The sequence below is a fragment of the Geitlerinema sp. CS-897 genome (genome assembly GCF_028368005.1).
GTDB lineage: Bacteria > Cyanobacteriota > Cyanobacteriia > Cyanobacteriales > Geitlerinemataceae > Baaleninema > Baaleninema simplex.
The window spans coordinates 1-18,517 of sequence record NZ_JAQNCQ010000155.1; the positions used below are offsets into that span (position 1 = coordinate 1).

The 18,517-nt window shown below is 52.3% G+C and carries 11 protein-coding genes; 5 read left to right on the forward strand and 6 right to left on the reverse strand.

Annotated features, from left to right (window positions below):
* Positions 1-626: 626 nt before the first annotated feature.
* Complete coding sequence (locus tag POG22_RS09880) at positions 627-1,253, reverse strand: Uma2 family endonuclease (RefSeq protein WP_498905034.1); 627 nt, start codon at positions 1,251-1,253, stop codon at positions 627-629.
* A gap of 118 nt (positions 1,254-1,371) precedes the next feature.
* Here POG22_RS09880 and lnt point away from each other — a divergent pair, with 118 nt between their 5' ends.
* From lnt to POG22_RS09895, 3 genes are all read left to right on the forward strand, one after another.
* A complete protein-coding gene (gene lnt / locus POG22_RS09885) occupies positions 1,372-2,832 on the forward strand; it encodes an apolipoprotein N-acyltransferase (RefSeq protein ID WP_498905043.1) in 1,461 nt (486 codons plus the stop codon).
* A 115-nt stretch (positions 2,833-2,947) separates the two neighbouring features.
* On the forward strand, positions 2,948-3,292 hold the full coding sequence (locus tag POG22_RS09890) for a DUF4870 domain-containing protein (protein ID WP_017661187.1): 345 nt from the start codon (positions 2,948-2,950) through the stop codon (positions 3,290-3,292).
* Positions 3,293-3,443: 151 nt separating this feature from the next.
* Positions 3,444-5,024: a peptide ligase PGM1-related protein gene (locus POG22_RS09895; protein WP_063715685.1), complete on the forward strand. Its 1,581-nt coding sequence runs from the start codon at positions 3,444-3,446 to the stop codon at positions 5,022-5,024.
* A 145-nt stretch (positions 5,025-5,169) separates the two neighbouring features.
* Here POG22_RS09895 and POG22_RS09900 read toward each other — a convergent pair whose 3' ends face one another.
* The 5 genes from POG22_RS09900 to POG22_RS09920 all read right to left on the reverse strand — a co-directional run bounded on the left by POG22_RS09900 (position 5,170) and on the right by POG22_RS09920 (position 14,842).
* Positions 5,170-5,376, reverse strand: coding sequence for a DUF6464 family protein (locus tag POG22_RS09900; RefSeq protein WP_063715684.1), 207 nt, complete (start codon positions 5,374-5,376; stop codon positions 5,170-5,172).
* Positions 5,377-5,466: 90 nt separating this feature from the next.
* Complete coding sequence (locus tag POG22_RS09905) at positions 5,467-6,033, reverse strand: hypothetical protein (protein ID WP_498905037.1); 567 nt, start codon at positions 6,031-6,033, stop codon at positions 5,467-5,469.
* Between the two features lie 74 nt (positions 6,034-6,107).
* Positions 6,108-7,034, reverse strand: a complete 927-nt coding sequence (locus POG22_RS09910; protein WP_017661183.1) for a ParA family protein — start codon at positions 7,032-7,034, stop codon at positions 6,108-6,110.
* Between the two features lie 146 nt (positions 7,035-7,180).
* A complete protein-coding gene (locus POG22_RS09915; RefSeq protein ID WP_498905039.1) occupies positions 7,181-8,866 on the reverse strand; it encodes an ABC transporter permease in 1,686 nt (561 codons plus the stop codon).
* A 132-nt stretch (positions 8,867-8,998) separates the two neighbouring features.
* Positions 8,999-14,842: a DUF4347 domain-containing protein gene (locus POG22_RS09920; protein ID WP_498905041.1), complete on the reverse strand. Its 5,844-nt coding sequence runs from the start codon at positions 14,840-14,842 to the stop codon at positions 8,999-9,001.
* Between the two features lie 567 nt (positions 14,843-15,409).
* Here POG22_RS09920 and miaB point away from each other — a divergent pair.
* Both miaB and POG22_RS09930 read left to right on the forward strand, forming a co-directional pair.
* Complete coding sequence (gene miaB, locus POG22_RS09925; protein ID WP_063715679.1) at positions 15,410-16,768, forward strand: tRNA (N6-isopentenyl adenosine(37)-C2)-methylthiotransferase MiaB; 1,359 nt, start codon at positions 15,410-15,412, stop codon at positions 16,766-16,768.
* 384 nt (positions 16,769-17,152) lie between these two features.
* On the forward strand, positions 17,153-18,397 hold the full coding sequence (locus tag POG22_RS09930) for a glycosyltransferase (protein ID WP_063715678.1): 1,245 nt from the start codon (positions 17,153-17,155) through the stop codon (positions 18,395-18,397).
* Positions 18,398-18,517: the final 120 nt, after the last annotated feature.

Here is an 18,517-nt window from a genome sequence, read left to right on the forward strand (position 1 = left end):
ATCTTGGAGATGCCGGGGATCTTATACGGGAAATGCTAATCGGGAATTTTGCCACCCAAAACTGATGTTTTTGCAAAACTGAGATGCACCCTTAATCTCGGCGTTTATTGGAAACGTCGTTATCGAGGGAAAGGAGGGAAAGAACCTTGGTTATTGCGGGAGCATCTCAGTTTTGCAAAAATATGAGAATTGGAGGCTGAAATCCTTATTCTTTCGTATAGATTTACATTTTTGAGATGCACCCGGTTATTGCTGACCACTCTCTCAGATGCTCAATTAGTCCGCCAAATTTACAGAGCGCGTTGGGGCATCGATCGTTTTTCTCATGACTTTAGCCTATTGTTTCGCGACTCGTTCGGGTCAGCGTCTCCTTGAATCTCACGTCCAATCTTATTCGGGTCGTTCAGACCTGACCCCTCAAGGTTTTCCTCATCATAGTATTTTCTCCCTTGGATTATCCAGTTATGCTCGGAGTCAATCCCTGCCGATCTGGAGAGATGATTGGATTGGATCTCATGGCGTTGAAGCCTCACAAATCTCTCCATTTTTAACGAGGGCTAGAGGCTCTATCCCTTGTGAGGCAGGGGGTCTAGCTATGTTGTCACCCTCTCAGCAGAAACATTTGCCTACGTTGGCGCAGTTGTTGGGGTTGTAGAGTCAGCCTCTTTCTGATATAACGACAACACAAACCCCGGTAACACCGCTTCCCCTGACAGCGTCACCGGATTTTCCAACACCTCCACCGCGCGATGCTGTCGATACACTTCCACTCGCCGCGACGGGGTATCGATAAGCCATCCCAACCGCGCCCCGTTGTCGATGTATTCCTGCATCTTCTGACGCAGCGGCTTCAAACTATCGGAAGGCGATCGCAACTCCACCACAAAATCCGGACACAACGGCGCAAATCCCTGACGTTCCTCCGCCGATAACGCCTCCCATCGATCGCCCTTTACCCACGAGACATCCGGGGATCGATTCGCACTGTTGGGAAGACGAAACCCTGTCGAAGAATCGAAGACTTTCCCCAACCCCGTCTGACGGTTCCACACCACCACTTCCGCCGCCAGTTCCACGTTACGATTTCCCGTTTCGCTTCCCGTCGGTGGCATGACAATCAACTCTCCCGATGCAGTGCGTTCCAATCTCAACTCGCGGTTGACTCGCGCCAGTTCCTCGAACTGTTCCGGCGTTACCGTCAGCGTTAGGGTGGGGGGAAGCGCGATCGCGATCGCCATCTCGGAAACGGTCATATCCATATAATGAGAAGCTCAGCCTAACTCTATTCTCGTGGTTTCCCCATCCCCGCGCCAAACCTCCGTGAAAAGTCGATCGTTCTCCCTTCTCCTTGCCCTCCTCAGCGGCGTTGCAATGGGTTGCACCGTCGCCCCCGTCGAATGGTGGGGTTTCGCCTGGATTGCCCTTGCGCCGCTGTGGGTGTTGCTGTATCGTTCCACCGCCAAACCCCTGGGGTTGGGATTCGCCTGGGGCGTCGGCTTTCACGGTGTCGCCTTGTTTTGGCTGACGGGAATTCACCCGATGACGTGGATGGGGGTTCCCTGGCTGGCGAGTCTCGCCATCGCCATCGCCTGTTGGATGGCTGTTACTGTCTGGGGTGCAGCTTGGGCGGCACTTTGGGCGGCGATCGCGGCTCGATATCGGGGAAACTGGTTAACGCGAATTCTCCTCGGCGTGGCAGCGTGGTGTCTCCTCGAAGCGGTTTGGCGATCGACGCCGTTGTGGTGGTCGTCTTTGGCGTACACACAAAGTCCCCACAATCTCGCTATCTTACATTTGGGGCAACTGTCGGGAACCACCGCCGTTACCGCCAGTGTCGTCGCCGTCAACGGCTGTCTCGCCGCTGCCGTGTTGTCGGAAAAACGCCGCCAACTGGCTGTTATGGCTGCGATCGCCACTTTTTCCATTTCTCATTTCCTGGGATTTTACTTCTACAGTCGCCCCCTCAACGATTCCCCCAATCTCGCCTTTCGCGCCGGAATTATTCAAGGAAACGTTCCCAACGAAATCAAACTCTATCGCGAGGGATTTATTCGCGCTTTGGAAGGCTACACCCGAGGCTACGAAACCCTCGCCGAAGCGGGAGTCGATGCGGTTCTCACGCCAGAAACGGCGTTACCGGATTTCTGGGAAGCCGACGCCCTCAGCAGTAATTCTCCCTTAGCGCACTTGTACCAAGCGATTCGCCGCTGGGAAGTGACGGCGTGGGTGGGAACGTTTCAAGGAAACTTGCGCCGCTACAGTAACAGTCTGTTGACGGTAACGGGAGACGGGGAAGTATTCAGCCGTTACGACAAGGCGATCTTGGTTCCCCTGGGGGAATATATCCCCTTTGAGTCGGTGTTGGGAAGTGTCGTCAACCGCCTGTCGCCGTTGCAGGCGCAGATGGTACCGGGCGCGAAAAATCAGGTATTTGACACGCCTTTCGGACGGGCGATCGTGGGCATTTGCTACGAATCGGCGTTTCCCGAGCATTTTCGGCGACAGGCGGTACGAGGAGGCGAATTTTTCCTGAGTGCGGCGAACAACGCCCATTATGCGCCGTCGATGCCCCAACAACACCACGCTCAAGATGTCATGCGGGCGATCGAACTCGATCGCTGGGCGATTCGCGCCACCAATACCGGCTATTCTGCCATTGTCGATCCTCACGGGCGCACGCTTTGGAAATCGGGTTTTAACGTCTTCGCCACCCACGCCGAAACGGTGTATCGCCGCCAAACTCGGACGCTTTACGTGCGTTGGGGGGATTGGCTGGTGTGGGTGTTGCTGGGAGCGGCAGGATTGGCAGTTTGGCGAGATTTCAATTTATAAAAAAACATCAAGCCTTATAAAAATTAACATTAAAAAATATTGCGTTTTCGAGCGTGAAGAACAGTTTGATATAATGCAGTGGAGTTAATCTCGTTTTGACAAGGCGATCGAATTTATGAATAACGACACTCGAAAGCTGTTCTCGATCCTGTCCCATGCTGCAATTTTTTTCAGTTGGACGATCGTTTCCTTTGGAATTCCAATTGTTTTATTTTTGATTAGCGAAGATTCTGTTGTTAAAAATAACGCGAAAGAGTCTTTGAATTTTCACTTAAACGTTTATATTTACGGTGCGATCGTAGCCGTTCTTACAGCTTTAGTTATTACGATTCCCGTTGCAATTGTACTCGGAGCTTTATTGGGAATTGCAATTATCGTACTACCAATTCTTGCGATTTTAAAAATCGCGAGCAATCCCGATACTCCGTATCGATACCCCTTTGTATTTCGCGTACTATAAGCGTTAAGTAACTTATAGAAAATAAATTCACTGTTAAATCGAGAACTCAAGCGTGCCTCCGATCGATTTACATTTTTGAGATACACCCCAATCCAAATTCGATCGAAAAAAACTCGATCGCCTCTCAAGTCAAAATACACGATATTATCAATTGAACGAAGTTCCTCGACTCTGCACTTTAAACTCAGCGAGCGATCGCACCGTCGTCGAACAGTTTCGCCAACTACAAATTCAACTGAGACATCGTTGGCAAACTGTCGATTTATTCGATACGGGCGACACCGATATTGTCGTTATCCCATCTCTCACTCTAGATAAAGAAGAACTCTTAAAAATCGACGGCGTTCACCACTATGAAGAACGATTTTTATTTTCCCTCATTCGGCTGAGAAATCCCCGAACTCGACTCATTTACATTACATCTCAACCCCTTCATCCCAGCATTATCGACTATTACTTACAACTGCTTCCTGGTATTCCCTTTTCCCACGCCAGAAATCGCCTGTTACTCTTCGCTGCTTACGACTCTTCGTCCAAATCTTTAACTCAAAAAATCCTCGATCGCCCGCGACTAATCGAACGAATTCGCATGGCATTGCGTCCGAACAAAACCTACGCCATTTGCTTTAACGCCACGAATTCCGAACGAGATCTGTCTGTCAAACTGGGAATTCCCCTCCTCGCCACCGATCCCGAACTTCTCTATTTCGGGACGAAAAGCGGAAGTCGTCAAATTTTTGAAGAATGTAACGTTCCTCATCCCGATGGAAGTTCTCTTGTATTCGACGATGAAGAATTGGCTGAAGCCGCTTGCGAGTTATGGGAACGCCAACCTCATCTCAAGCGGCTAGTGGTGAAACTCAACGAAGGATTTTCGGGAGAAGGAAACGCGATTTTAGAACTCGAACCGCTGCAAGATGTTTCGCCACGCCAGCGAGTTAAGGCGATACGCGATCGCTTTTCTAAATTGCGGTTTCAAGCCACCACCGAAACCTGGGAACACTTTCGCCAACGTATCCCCGAACTCGGTGCGATCGTCGAAGCCTATGTCGAAGGAGATCGAAAGCGATCGCCGAGCGTTCAAGGCCGCATTACCCCCCACGGCGAGGTAGAAATCCTTTCAACTCACGACCAAATTCTCGGCGGTCCTGACGGACAAATCTTCTTAGGCTGTCGGTTTCCCGCCGATGCCAGTTATCGCTTACAGTTGCAAGAGTTGGGGTTGAAAGTTGGTCAAAACCTTGCCGAAAAAGGTGCGTTAGAACGATTTGGTGTCGATTTTGTCGTCGTCCGTCGCAATAACGGTTGGGATGTTGAAGCGATCGAAATTAACCTTCGCAAAGGGGGAACGACACATCCGTTCATGGCGTTAAAACTCCTCACAAAAGGTTATTTCGATCGCGCCACAGGACTGTTTTACAGCCAGCAGGGAAAAGCGAAATACTACAAAGCCACCGACAATTTACAAAAAGATCGCTATCACGGCTTGCTTCCCAACGACTTAATGGACATCATCGCTTACAACCAACTCCATTTCGACACCAGTACCGAAACCGGAACCGTATTTCACTTGATGGGGTGTTTGTCCGAGTTTGGGAAATTGGGACTCACGACCATCGGAAATTCTCCCGAAGAAGCTGACGCGCTGTTCGATCGTGTCGTTGCAGCCTTAGACGCCGAAACTAGCGGAAATTCCATTCCTCCGCCCATTATGCCCATATCTTGGACGTGATGTAAGGAGAGGGAGAGCTTCTTCAGTGAAGAGGGAAGAGGGAAGAGGGAAGAGTGAAGAGTGAGGACAGTTCACAGGTAACAGTTTCTCATCATCCCATCATCTTCTCACTGGTGACTGGTGACTGGCGACTGGTGACTGATTATCATCCCTTCGGCTGATAGTGGCGACAAGTCGAACAGGGGCCAGAAGGGTTCACGGCGCACAGAAGATAGGCGGAATTGGCGTAATACTGACAGCTATAGCGGCGATCGCCCGTCCGTTGCGCGACCCGCTGGCGGTAGTGTTCGATTCGCCGACGGATTTTCTCGTGGTAGAGCAGCCGCATCCGTTGTTCGATGAAAGCGTCCATTGATGCGTTAGGGGTGTGGAGGAGTCGTCTAGTTTCAGTCTAACAACGGACGCCGTGAATGCAGCCAAATTTCACCGTTCCCATCGAAGACTAACGCAAATCGAAGGAAGCGAAAAAGCGATCGGCGTTTTCTGAAAAATCTCCCGATGCGTTTTCGCGAGAGGTGGCGATGACTTGATACAGCCGCGAGTTGACCAAATAAAACCGAGCAAATCCCGCAGCGCCTTCTGGAGTTGTATACTCGACTTCTAACGCCGGATAGCCTTCGAGTTGTAAGGCACTGCTAAACTCTTCGCTAGCTTCAATTCCCGAGAGAAATCCCTGCTTGACCGCCTGAAGGAACTGTGTCGGTTCTCCCATCCGGGCGATAAACTCGTTAGGATAGTCCGAATAGGTGACGAGATACTCGCTCTGAGAATCTTTGGCGGCGAAAGCGTGTAAAGCAATGGGTTCGCCGGGAAAGCTGACAGATTCTGTAGAGGTTCGTGGTGGTTCTGGCATCATCACCTGAAACCGGCCTTCCTGAGATGCGAAAACTTGCCAGTGCGAGCTATCTTGCGCCAGAACGACTGAGCCTGGAGGAACGCTAGCCGAACTGGGAGAGACAACCAAGCATAACGCCACAGTTGGAACGAGACAAAACCATCGGGCGTTCATGGTTCAGATTCCTTATATCAAACGTGTGAGAAAAGCGATCGCAGATCCGTTTCGTCAGAGCGACGCGATACAGCTCATTCTAACTTAGACAGTCGGACACTTTGAGATGCCGGAGTTAATTTCTGAAGTTTCGTCAAAAATTCTCGAGCGAGTTCTCTAAACGCCTTCGAGCCTGCACTGTTGGGATCGGTCAGAACGACGGGTTTAAAGCTATCGACGGCGCGAGACACGCTTACGTCCATAGGAATAGACGTTTTAAAGACCTGGGAGTCGTTAAATTCTTGACGAACCCGTTTCATGACTTGCTTGTAATAACGACCCGCTAAAATATTACGGGACATAGTAAACACAATTCCCACGAGCTGGGTTTGCCTTTTTTTATCGATTTGATGCGTCTCGATAAGCTTTTTAACTTGACGTTCGAGCAGTTGCATCCCGATATAAGAAAGGGGTTCGGGCTTAGCCGGAATCAAGTAGAAATCGCTGCAAACAAGGCTACTCCGAGTCACTAAATTATAGCTCGGGGCGCAATCCAAAAAGATAAAATCGTAGTGAGGAACTAGGGGTTTGAGAATACCGTACATCAGGGAATCTTCAAACGAATTCCAGACTTTCTCAAAGTTACGTTCGGGGTTGCGAATCGCTTTTTTGTAGAGAACTTCAGATACGAGAAAATCGTTGTATAAATCGATATCACCTGGCAAAATGTCGATCCCACTTAGATTTCCCGCATAAGGGCGAACGATATTTTTAGCATCTGTCGCTCCGAGATCGCCAGTAATCGATTTTTGAATGAGATATTTGAGCGTACCGTGTTCTTTACGAATTTGGGCGAAATCTGTCGGCGACATCAGCGAGAGCGTCGCGCTAATTTGGGGGTCGAGATCGACGACGAGGACGCGCTTGCGGTGGTCTTTCGCCAAACACGCCGCTAAATTAACGGTCATGGTGGTTTTTCCCACACCGCCCTTCATGTTTGTGGTGGCGACTAGATAACCCATCCGCAGTGTTCCTCAAACAGTCCCAATCTAATGTATCAGATGCAGGGGAGAGGGGGAGAAACTGTTATCTGTTAACTGTCTTCACTGGTGACTGGTGACTGGTGACTGAAACACTGCTCACTGTAAAAGGCTGGTGACTGTTACGATTACGAGCGCGATCGCGCGATGCGCCAACTGAGGAAAATCACGGGAACGATCCCTACTCCCACCAAAGCGAGTGCGGGTCCGGAGGCTTCGGCGAGGCGTTCGTCGGAGGCGAGGTTGTAGACGCGCACGGCGAGGGTATCGAAGTTAAACGGACGAATCACCATCGTCGCGGGAAGTTCTTTCATCACGTCCACAAATACCATCATAGTGGCGGTCAGCAGTCCTCCCCACATCATGGGAACGTGAACGTCGAGTAGGGTACTTAAGGGCGTGTAGCCAAGACTGCGAGAGGCTTCGTCGAGACTCGGGGCAATTTTACCGAGGCTCGATTCGACGCTGCTGAGGGAGACGGCGAGAAACCGCACGAGATAGGCGAAAATTAGGATGGTGACAGTGCCGCTGAGGAGCAGTCCGGTGGAAACGTTAAAGGTCGATCGCATCCAGCGATCGATCGTATTATCTAAGGTTCCGACGGGAACGAGAACCCCCACGGCGATCGCCGAACCGGGAATGGCGTACCCCAAGGCGGACACCCGCAAAGCCAAACGCATCCAAGGGGAAGGGTTGAGACGAACGCCATAGGCGAGAACTAAGGCCACGATCGCCCCGATAACGGCTGTGACGCTGGCGAGAAACAAGCTGTGACGGGCGAATTCCCAAAAGCGATCGCCGAAAGTTTCGTCGGATTTGGCGATCGCTAAAACGAGCAACACGCCGCCGGGAACGATAAAGCCGAAAATAACAGGTAAGCTACAGGCGAGACTCGCCCCCATCGCTCGGAATCCCCAAAGCTCGAATCGAGGGGGATGCTGGAACGAAGCCGAGGTTTGATAGTAGGCGGCTTGACGTCGCGATCGCCGTTCGAGAAGCAGCAAGGCGAACACGAACAGCAACAGAAACGCCGCCAGTTGCGTCGCGGCGATGCGTTCTCCCATCGCGAACCAGGTTCGGTAAATTCCAGTGGTGAAGGTATCGACGCCGAAATACTGTACCGTTCCGAAGTCGTTGAGGGTTTCCATCAACGCGAGGGCGGTTCCGGCTGCGATGGCGGGACGGGCTAAGGGTAAGGCGACGGTGAAGAAACTCCGCCAGGGATTACAGCCGAGGACGCGACTGGCTTCGAGGGTACAGACGGACTGTTCGAGAAACGCCACCCGCGCCAACATATAAACGTAAGGATAGAGCGTTAGGGTCAGTAGGGCGATCGCCCCGCCGAGCGATCGAATGTTGGGAAACCAGTAATCGCCGTATTCCCAGTTAAACCAATCCCGCAACAGACTTTGCACGGGGCCGGAAAATTCCAGAAAGTCGGTATAGGTGTAGGCTAAAACGTAAGCCGGGGCAGCCATAGGCAGCAACAACGCCCACTCGAACATCCGCACGCCGGGAAAGCGACAGGCGGTTACCAGCCAAGCGGCTCCCGCCCCAATGGTGACGACGCCGAGACCCACCCCGACCATTAAAATTACTGAATTGCGGACGTATCGGGGCAAGACGGTGGTAGCTAGATGCTGCCAGACCTCGCTGGCGTCAAAAAAGATACTGCCGAGAACGAATAAAATCGGCGATGCGATAACCAGGGCGATCGCGATCGCCACGATCGTCCACAACTGAAAACGCCAATCTGACAAAAATGCTGCCTCAGACGGCTTCTCAGACAGTTTGCGGGAAAACCAACGAAACATGAAAACGGAAATCGGTAAGGGGCGATGTAAGTCGATAGAAACGGCATCGAACAGGGTTAAACCCCTTGAAAATGCCGTCTGTCGGGGTGAGCATACCCACCCCTAACGTTTCATCATCCCATCACCACCGACTTACTGAAAATCGCCTTCGTCGATATCCGAGGGGGCAAATCCCACCACAGTTGCTAGGGTCGTATCGCCGAGACGAATCAGAGTATCGCTTCCGGCTTGCGACACCGTAAGCTGTGCGAGGGTGAGGTTGCCGGACAAAAGGAACGAGTCGCTTCCTTTTTGGAAATCGGCGATCGTGAGGTTGCCGCTGTTGGCGGACAGGAGAAACCGATCGCTCCCCTCGCCGCCGACGAGACTGTCGTTACCGCGATCGCCGCTCAACAGGTCGTTTCCGTCTCCGCCGAAGAGGGTATCGTCGCCGTCGCCGCCGAAGAGAGTATCGTCGTCGTCGCCGCCGTTAAGTTTATCGTTGCCTTCGTTCCCGGCTAGGATGTCGTTCCCGACGCCGCCACAGAGTTGGTCGTCCCCGTCGCCAATCCGTTCGATATTGGTATTGGCACCGATGAGCGTGTCGTCTCCTTCGCCACCGCAGAGGGTATCGTTGCCCAAATCTCCCGATAGGTTATCGTTTCCGGCTTCACCCCAGATGAGATCGTCGTCCCGGCCGCCGAGGGCGATGTCGTTGCCGTCACCACCGACGAGACTGTCGTTACCTTGGTTGCCCAAAACGATATCGTCTCCCACGCCGCCGAAGACGAGATCGGCATCGGCTTCGGCATCGTCGGTTTCGGGGTTGCCCGTATCGCCAACGAGGATGTCGTTGCCGCCGTTACCGTAGACGACATCGCGGCCGCGATCGCCAAAGACGACATCGTTTCCGTCTTCGCCGTAGACGATATCGTCGTCTTTTCCAGCAAAGACAATATCGTCACCGTGACCGGCTTTAATCAGGTCGTTGCCGTTGTTTCCGGCGATGAGGTCGTTGTCGGAGACGCCTTCAAGAACGTCGGCGGGACTGCCGAGGATGGTGTCGTTGCCGAGTTCTCCTTTAATGGTGTCGTTGCCGCCATCGCCGAAAATGAGGTCTTGGTCTTTTCCGCCGAGGATGCGATCGTCCCCGTCGCCGCCGGAAATACTGTCGTCCCGTTCGTTGCCGTTGATGAAATCGTTTCCAGCACCGCCGTAAATTAACTCGAAACCGTCTTCGTCGGCGAGGGTCGGATCGATCGAGCGACCGACGATCGCATCGTCGCCGCCACCTCCCATGAGGATATCGGCACCGCGATCGCCGAAGAGAATGTCACTGCCCTCGCCGCCGTCTACGGTATCCCCATCGCGGCCGCCGAAGAGTGTATCGTCGCCCATACCGCCGGAAAGCATATCGTTACCGGGGTTGCCGTGGATGATGTCGGCTTCGGTGGCGGCGTCTCCGGTACCGTTGCTGCCGAGAATCGTGTCGTTACCGAAGTTGCCGTTGAGAGAGTCATTCCCTTCGTCGCCCCAGATCAGGTCGTTATCTTTGCCCCCTTCGATGATGTCCGTCCCCGTTCCACCGGAGATGGAGTCGTCGTTAGAGTTGCCGTTGAGGGTATCGTCGCCGTCGTTGCCGTAAATGAGGTCGCGTCCCGAGGGAATGTTGCCATTGAGGAGGAGTTCGTCTCCAGCGATGGCGTCGTCTCCCATGTCTCCCGAGAGTGTATCGTTGCCACGATCGCCCCAGATGAAATCGTTGTCGCGGCCGCCAAAGACGAGGTCGTCGTCTTCTCCGGCGAAGATGGTATCGTTTCCTTCGTTGCCGCCGATGAGGTCGTTGCCTTGGTTTCCGGCGATGGCGTCGCGATCGCGGGTTACGTTCGCATCGCCAGAAATCCCCCCTTGTAGGAAATCGTCTCCTTCAAATCCCCGCAGGGCGTCGCTCCCTTCGCGACCTTGCAGTTCGTCGTTGCCAGCCGTTCCTTCGAGGAGGTTATCTCCGGCGTCTCCCTCTTGGCGGTTTTCCAACGCCATCTCGAAGCCGTTGGTGTCGAGAGCGGGCAGTTCCTCGATATCCGGCAAGGCGATCGCCCCCAACCCAGGAACCTCGGGCATCGCTTGCTCTTCCGGCACTGGCGGACAGCATTGTTCTTCAACATCGGAATCGGGACTTTCTGGAAAATCCGGCTCGGGTTCCGGTTCCGGGTCGGGTTCCGGGTCGGGGTCGGGGTCGGGGGTCGGGGTCGGTTGAGAGGGGGTTGAAAGGTCTGTCAAACCGATCGAAACGGTGGCTGGCGTCGGGTCTTCTTCTCCGGTGTTATCGACGGCAGCATAGGTAAAGCTCGTTCCTTGGAAATTGTTCCCGGCCACGAAGACCAGGCGATCGATCTCTTGCGGCGACAGTTTTTGACCCGGTTGAATGCGAACGTCGTTGGCCGGATCGCCTAGATATAAAATGCCTCCGTTGGGAATTGTTTTGATAACGTAAGCCGCAACGGTTCCGTCGCTGTCACTGCCACCCAACCCCGTCAGGGTGCGACTTTGACCGGGTTGTACGCTGGTGGACGCGCCATCGGTTTCAGGAGGAATGTTATCGGATGTCAGCGTTACGGTGGCAGGGGTCGGGTCGCGATCGCCGTCGTTGTCCGTGGCGAAGTACTCGATCGTCACGTCTACGTTAGGATCGTCAACCTCGAAATACAACTGTTGCAGTTGGTCGGGAGTTAACTGAGTATCTGCGGTAATCTCGTTACCCAGTGCCGGATCTCCGATATATAGCTTTCCATTGCTGGGTTTAGAAACGGTATAGAAAGCTACGTTGCCGTCGGGATCGCTGCCCCCTAATCCGTTAAGTTTTATAATGTCGCCCGAATTAGAAGGCAAACTTTGCGTTACGTCCTGCGTATCGGGGACTTGGTTTCCTGCATTCAGCGTTACCGTGGCAGGGGTCGGATCGACTTTTCCATTATTGTCAATAGCAGAATAAGTGAAGCTCGTCCCGTTAAAACCCGGGCCAGGGAGAAACACCAGTTTGTCGATATCCGCAGCCGGGATGTCCTCACCGGCGTTAATTTCCCTGAAACCATCGGGAGCCATCGGATCTTTGATAAGAAGCGTTCCGTTACCTGGAACCGTATCGATACGATACTTATCGACACTCCCGTCGGGATCGTCTCCTCCCAATCCTGTAATTGCGGTGGGAATACCTGGGGGAATCGTGGTACTGCTACTGGCTGTATTCGGCGGAACGTCTACGGTGGTATCGTCGGTATTGGGAGGAACGTTACCGTTCGTCGGCGTGAGTTGAACCGTTGCAGGGGTCGGATCTTCTGCTCCATCTGCATCGATCGCCGCGTACTTGAAACTGGTTCCTGTAAAATTAGCTGGATTGGCTGGCGGGTCGAAATAGAGACTGTCGAGTTCAGCTTTGGTTAAGTTGTCAACTTGGGAAAGATTGGTAATTGGTGTTCCCGAACCGTTCGGATCTCCGAGGTACAGAGTACCTTCAGTGGGAAGTTCGGTAATTTTAAAGCTTAAGTCGTTTGGGTCGGTGTCGTCGTCCGTTCCCCCCAAGCCAGTTAACTGAGATGGTGTCCCCGAAGTTAGAGAGTTAAAAGCTGCATCTGTCGTATCTGGAGGAGCATTTCCGTCTAGGGTGACTGTGGCACTCGTGGATTTAGCACCGTTATTATCGATAACGCTGAAGTCGAAAGTCGTATTAATATTGGTCGCATTAAAATCTGCCCGAAATACTAACCGATCGATCTGGTCGGGAGTAAGCTGTTGTCCGGCTGTAACTGCAACTCCTCCGTTGTCGGGATCTCCAACGTATAGGGTTCCATTTGAAGGTAACGATTCGATGATGTAAGACTGAACGGTTCCATCGTCGTCTGTACCGCCCAAAATCGATCGATCGAGAGGCGTGTCAGTGTCAGTCAGCGTGACGGTATCTCCTGTCGCCTCTGGCGGATCGTTCAGCGTCACCATTGCCGGTTCGGAAATGCCGCCTTTGCTATCTTTAGCGCGATAGTTAAACGTCGCACCGCTAAATCCCGGATCTGGCTCAAAGGTTAAATTGCTGAGATCGGCAAACGGAATTTCATCCCCAGGTTGGACTAGCGTACCGTTAAGTCTTAACGTTCCTCCAGAAGGTAAATCGTCGATAATAAAAGACTGGATGTTGTCGGATTCAGGATCGATGGCAAAGAGACTATCTACCGTAACCGTACCCGTCACATTAACCACCGTGTCTTGAGCGACGGGAGGGAGGTTGTTAATGTTGACCGTATCGGAATCGCTAATTGAATTCAGGCGTTGGGTTGGATCGCTAGGATCGACGAGGCTGAAACCGGGAACACTGACGGTTGCATTATTCGTTACGAAATCATTGCTGAGCGGCGTAGTTTGAATTGTGGCAGTGACAGTATAAATAGCTGTGTAGTCAGCCTCGAGATCGATCGTTCGATCGATCGCCCCGCTATTCGATCCAGTTGTGGGCGTTACCACCACTGTATTACCATTCTCGTCTAGAATAGCTTCCGTCCAAGAAAAGCTATTAAATCCACTGGATATGGGATCTGAAACCTCAATTCCTTCGATCTTACCTGGAGAAACTATACCTGTAATTGGGTCGGTTACTCCATTGTTTTTAATGGTAATAGTATACGTTAACGTATCTCCAGCATTGGCAGAACCTGTCCCCACTTGCTCGTCCTCTTTATCCACCGTAATGTTGAGATATACGGAAGATTCGGGCAACGTTGCAAAATCAGTAATATTTACCGAAAGATCGCTGATTTTTGTGGCAGTCAAGTCTCCTGCAGAACGAAAGCTTTCGAGTTTAAGTAATCGCTGGTTACTCGTAAGATACAAAGCCCCATCAGCACCGAATGCTAAAGCACCTGCACCGCTTGCATCAAGCGAAGTCGTTCCATCTGGCTCGAAGATATTGCCAATAAATATACCGGTTCCTGATGTCGGATTACTAGCATCATCCAAAGTAACTTTGTACAGCTTGTAGATTCCTGGGCCGGGACGAGCAATTGTTACATAAAAAACATTTGGATTGTTGGGATCGAAGGCGATATCTCCTCCACCGTTCTCAAATGTTCCTCCAATATCAAAACTTGTTTTTATAGTTCCATCACTTTTATTAATTACATATAGCGTCGTTGATGCCGCAGTCATACCAAACAGCGTGCCATCTTGAGACTGAGCAAGTTTTAAAAGTGGCTTGTTTTCAGGAATACTAGCTGTCCCACTGAGTGGCGCACTCGGACTACCCGAAGCATCGCTTGTATAAAACTTAACACTACCCGTATCATTGGTGTCAGCATAGTAGAGAGTACCGTCACTATCTCGTCCCAGAGCAAAGGATGAATCTTGTAGATTTCCAAGGGGAGTTAAATCTCCAGTCTCGAGATCGACAACGAAGAGTTGCTTGTCGTCGGTTCCACCTGTGGCATAAAGACGGTTTTCTAAGTTTAACGTCCCCGAATAACGAAATAAAATCTCGGGACGAAAGGCAATAGAAGAAAAAATATTGCCGAGGCAAACGTCGAATTCCCACAGTCCTCGTCCCATCATTTGAGACGAGGCGGCAATACTTGCGTTCGTTAACTGGTGTAGTTTTTCTAAAAACTGACGACCTAAGTTTCCGGCAGCAGTCTGACAACTGTAAAGAAAAATTTCTGACTGGGAACTAAATGCAGATGTCCAACGTCTAATACTCTTTTTGTGCCGTTCGATCGTCGTAACATCCAAATTCGTCGATCCCAACTGCACGCGACCCGGTTCTCCATGTGTGACGATGTGGATCGATCGCACGTCACCATACGTAGCGAGGGTTTTTGCGATCTGTTCGACACCGTCCCGATCGCCCTCAAGAACGACGACATCGGTGTTGGCGACAACGCCCCGCACGAGATCTTCGTAACGATCGACACGGGAATCGATGAAAACGATTTGGCGCGCACTCTGGCTGTTATTCATGGGAGATGTGGGTCGTTGAAAATGTTAGGGAGTAGCGACAGATAAAACGGGACGCAGCAGTCCGCGCCCGTGTTTTTTCGTAGGGTATCACTGAACTCGGGCGATCGTCACGTAAAAAATACGATCGCTCGAGATGAATGAGGTGAGATGGCTTTGAACGATGAGACGAACCTAGTTCGATCGCTCTAACGGTTCGTGACTCTTAAAACTACGCTGTAGATGCAACCCCTATTTGTTTAGTTTACTCCGTAAATCTACGTTTAGGTTTAAAGTTTACTTTGATTTATCGTAAAAATTGTGTAAAGAAATTTAAGATGAATTGAAACGTCAGTACGACGGTCGATCGCTGCTCAGAAAACTTACAGATGAGATGTCAAAAATAATTCCGTACTTTAGCTTAAATTCAGGTTAAAAACCCTCGGGGGGCGATCGCTATCTCGAGTCCGAACCCCGACTCTAAGGCTGCTTGTCTCACCCCGAGGGGAGTAACGGGGCGATCGCGCTTCCCATACATCAGACGCGACAAACTCGCTAAAATGAAGGTTCGATCGAGATTTCAGAACGCTAATGACCACGTCTCCCCGTCGCTATCACATCACCACCTTCGGCTGTCAGATGAACAAAGCTGACTCCGAACGGATGGCCGGAATCCTCGAATCGCTCGACTACCAACAGAGCGACAACCCGGAAACCGCCGACCTCGTCCTCTACAACACCTGCACGATTCGCGATAACGCCGAACAAAAAGTTTACTCCTACCTCGGCCGACAAGCCAAACGCAAACAAACAAACCCCAATGTAACTCTGATCGTAGCCGGTTGCGTCGCTCAGCAAGAAGGGGAAGCCCTGCTGCGGCGCGTTCCCGAACTGGATATGGTCATGGGACCGCAACACGCCAACCGCCTCGGCGACCTCCTCGAACAAGTCCTTGCTGGAAACCAGGTCGTCGCGACCGAACCTGTCCACATTATCGAAGACATCACCAAACCCCGCCGCGATAGTAAGGTTACAGCCTGGGTGAACGTGATTTACGGGTGCAACGAACGCTGTACCTACTGCGTCGTTCCCAACGTGCGGGGAACCGAACAGTCTCGCACGCCGGAGGCAATTCGCACCGAAATCGAAGACCTAGCCCGTCAAGGATACAAAGAAATTACACTCCTGGGACAGAACATCGACGCCTACGGACGAGATTTACCGGGAACGACGCCGGAAGGCCGCCACAAACATACCCTCACCGATCTCTTGTACTACGTTCACGACGTACCGGGGATCGATCGCATTCGCTTCGCCACCAGTCACCCTCGCTACTTCACCGAACGCCTCATTCGCGCCTGTCAGGAACTCCCCAAGGTCTGCGAACATTTTCACATTCCCTTCCAGTCGGGGGATAACGAGGTTCTCAAAGCCATGTCTCGCGGCTACACTCACGAAAAATACCGACGCATTATCGAGACGATTCGTAAGTATATGCCGGACGCCGCCATTAGTGCCGATGCGATCGTGGGATTTCCCGGCGAGACGGAAGAGCAGTTTCAAAATACCCTGAAACTCGTCGAAGATATCGGGTTCGACCAACTCAATACCGCCGCCTATTCCCCCCGTCCCGGTACCCCTGCGGCACAGTGGGACAACCAACTCAGCGAGGAGGTCAAAAGCGATCGCCTGCAACGACTCAACCACCTCGTCGCCCAAAAAGCTGCCGATCGCTCTCAACGGTATCTCGATCGCGTCGAAGACGTGTTAGTTGAAGATCGCAACCCCAAAAATCCCCATCAGGTGATGGGACGCACCCGAGGCAACCGCTTGACCTTTTTTGAAGGCGATATCGATCGCCTCAAAGGACAAACCGTTCCCGTCAAAATCGCTGAAGTTCGCGCCTTCAGCTTAACGGGAACTGCCCTTTCCTTAGTCGAAAGCCGATAACAGAGAACCCACACTCAATTTGGGCGGTCAGATCGGGTTGACAGCCAGATCCCCGGCATCTCGGAGATGCCGGGGATCTCAAGCCTTCACGGAATTGGCTTCACCGCCGATAGCAGAAACAGTACGGAAAACCCAATTTTGCCCGAGTTGTCCGACTGCTGAACCCCTTGCCTGCTAAGCTGTCCGACCATCAACAAACGCCCTATAGCGAAAATGCTAAAATCAAGCCAAACGATTCGTCCTCGCGATGAGAATTGAGGAGTCTAACCCTCCCTCAGAGTTGACTTACGGGAACTTTAACTGCTCGTCAACTCGACTGTTCGGTATCCTGTTTTACAGGGCGCTGACCTCGATCTCGATCGCGTTCTCAAAGGAATCTCTACTATGGCTTCTGCACGACATATTGCCCTGATTTCAGTTCACGGCGATCCGGCGATCGAAATTGGAAAAGAAGAGGCGGGGGGTCAAAATGTTTACGTTCGTCACGTCGGCGAAAGCCTGGCCGAACAAGGTTGGCAGGTGGATATGTTCACCCGCAAAACCGACCCCAACCAAGACAACATTGTCGAACATCGAGACAACTGCCGCACGATTCGACTGACCGCCGGGCCAGAACATTTCGTTCATCGAGATAATATCTTTCAGTATTTACCCACCTTCATCGATCGCCTACTCCAGTTTCAAGCTGAATCCGGCGTACAATACCACCTCGCTCATACGAACTATTGGCTGTCGGCTTGGGTGGGAATGCAACTGAAAGCGCATCAACCTTTGGCTCAAGTTCATACTCACCATTCACTTGGGTCGGTGAAATATCGCTCGGTCTCCGAGATTCCCCCGATCGCCAACACCCGCCTGGAAACGGAAAAACGCTGTATCGAAACGGCCGATCGCGTCATCGCCACCAGTCCCCAAGAGGCGGACGATATGCGTCAAGTCACGCAAACGGGAAACATCGACGTCATTCCTTGCGGAACGGACGTCCATCGCTTCGGTGCGGTGTCCAAAGACGAAGCCCGCCGCGAATTGGGGATCTCTCCCGACACGAAACTGGTGTTTTACGTCGGACGCTTCGACCCCCGCAAAGGTATCGAAACGCTGGTTCGCGCGGTCGGACGCTCGCAACTGCGCGGAAAAGCCGATCTACAACTGATCGTCGGCGGTGGAAGTCGTTCGGGTCACAAGGACGGAGACGAGCGCGATCGCCTGATCGCCTTGGTTCGCGAGTTAGGCATCGAAGAGTTGGTTCATTTCCCCGGACGCATCGCCGACGGACAAATGACAGAATACTACGCCGCTGCTGACGTCTGCGTCGTTCCCAGTCATTACGAACCGTTCGGTTTGGTGGCGATCGAAGCTATGGCCTGTCGTACCCCCATCGTGGCCAGTGCGGTCGGTGGGTTGCAGTACACGGTCGCCCACGAGGAAACTGGACTACTCGTTCCCGCTAAGGACGATGCAGCTTTCGCCGAAGCCATCGATCGCATCCTCCTCGACTCGGATTGGCGCGATCGCCTCGGAAACGCAGCCCGCCAGCGAGTCCTCGATCGATTTAGTTGGGAAAGCGTCGCCCAACAACTTGGTGAAGTCTACTCAGAACTGCTGGAGGAATCGGCGTTACCCGTTTAGGGAGATTTACAGTCACCAGTCACCAGTCACCAGTCACCAGTGAGGGGATGAGGAGAACTCCCCACTCTTCCCTCTCCCTATCTCCCCCTCTCCCCCTCTCCCCCTCTCCCTAGCTCCCCC

Coding starts and splice junctions, on each gene's coding strand:
- POG22_RS09900 (WP_063715684.1), bottom strand. CDS start 5,376: ATGGACGCTTTCATCGAACAACGGATGCGGCTGCTCTACCACGAGAAA.
- lnt (WP_498905043.1), top strand. CDS start 1,372: ATGGGTTGCACCGTCGCCCCCGTCGAATGGTGGGGTTTCGCCTGGATT.
- POG22_RS09905 (WP_498905037.1), bottom strand. CDS start 6,033: ATGAACGCCCGATGGTTTTGTCTCGTTCCAACTGTGGCGTTATGCTTG.
- POG22_RS09910 (WP_017661183.1), bottom strand. CDS start 7,034: ATGGGTTATCTAGTCGCCACCACAAACATGAAGGGCGGTGTGGGAAAA.
- POG22_RS09920 (WP_498905041.1), bottom strand. CDS start 14,842: ATGAATAACAGCCAGAGTGCGCGCCAAATCGTTTTCATCGATTCCCGT.
- POG22_RS09930 (WP_063715678.1), top strand. CDS start 17,153: ATGGCTTCTGCACGACATATTGCCCTGATTTCAGTTCACGGCGATCCG.
- miaB (WP_063715679.1), top strand. CDS start 15,410: ATGACCACGTCTCCCCGTCGCTATCACATCACCACCTTCGGCTGTCAG.
- POG22_RS09890 (WP_017661187.1), top strand. CDS start 2,948: ATGAATAACGACACTCGAAAGCTGTTCTCGATCCTGTCCCATGCTGCA.
- POG22_RS09880 (WP_498905034.1), bottom strand. CDS start 1,253: ATGACCGTTTCCGAGATGGCGATCGCGATCGCGCTTCCCCCCACCCTA.
- POG22_RS09915 (WP_498905039.1), bottom strand. CDS start 8,866: ATGTTTCGTTGGTTTTCCCGCAAACTGTCTGAGAAGCCGTCTGAGGCA.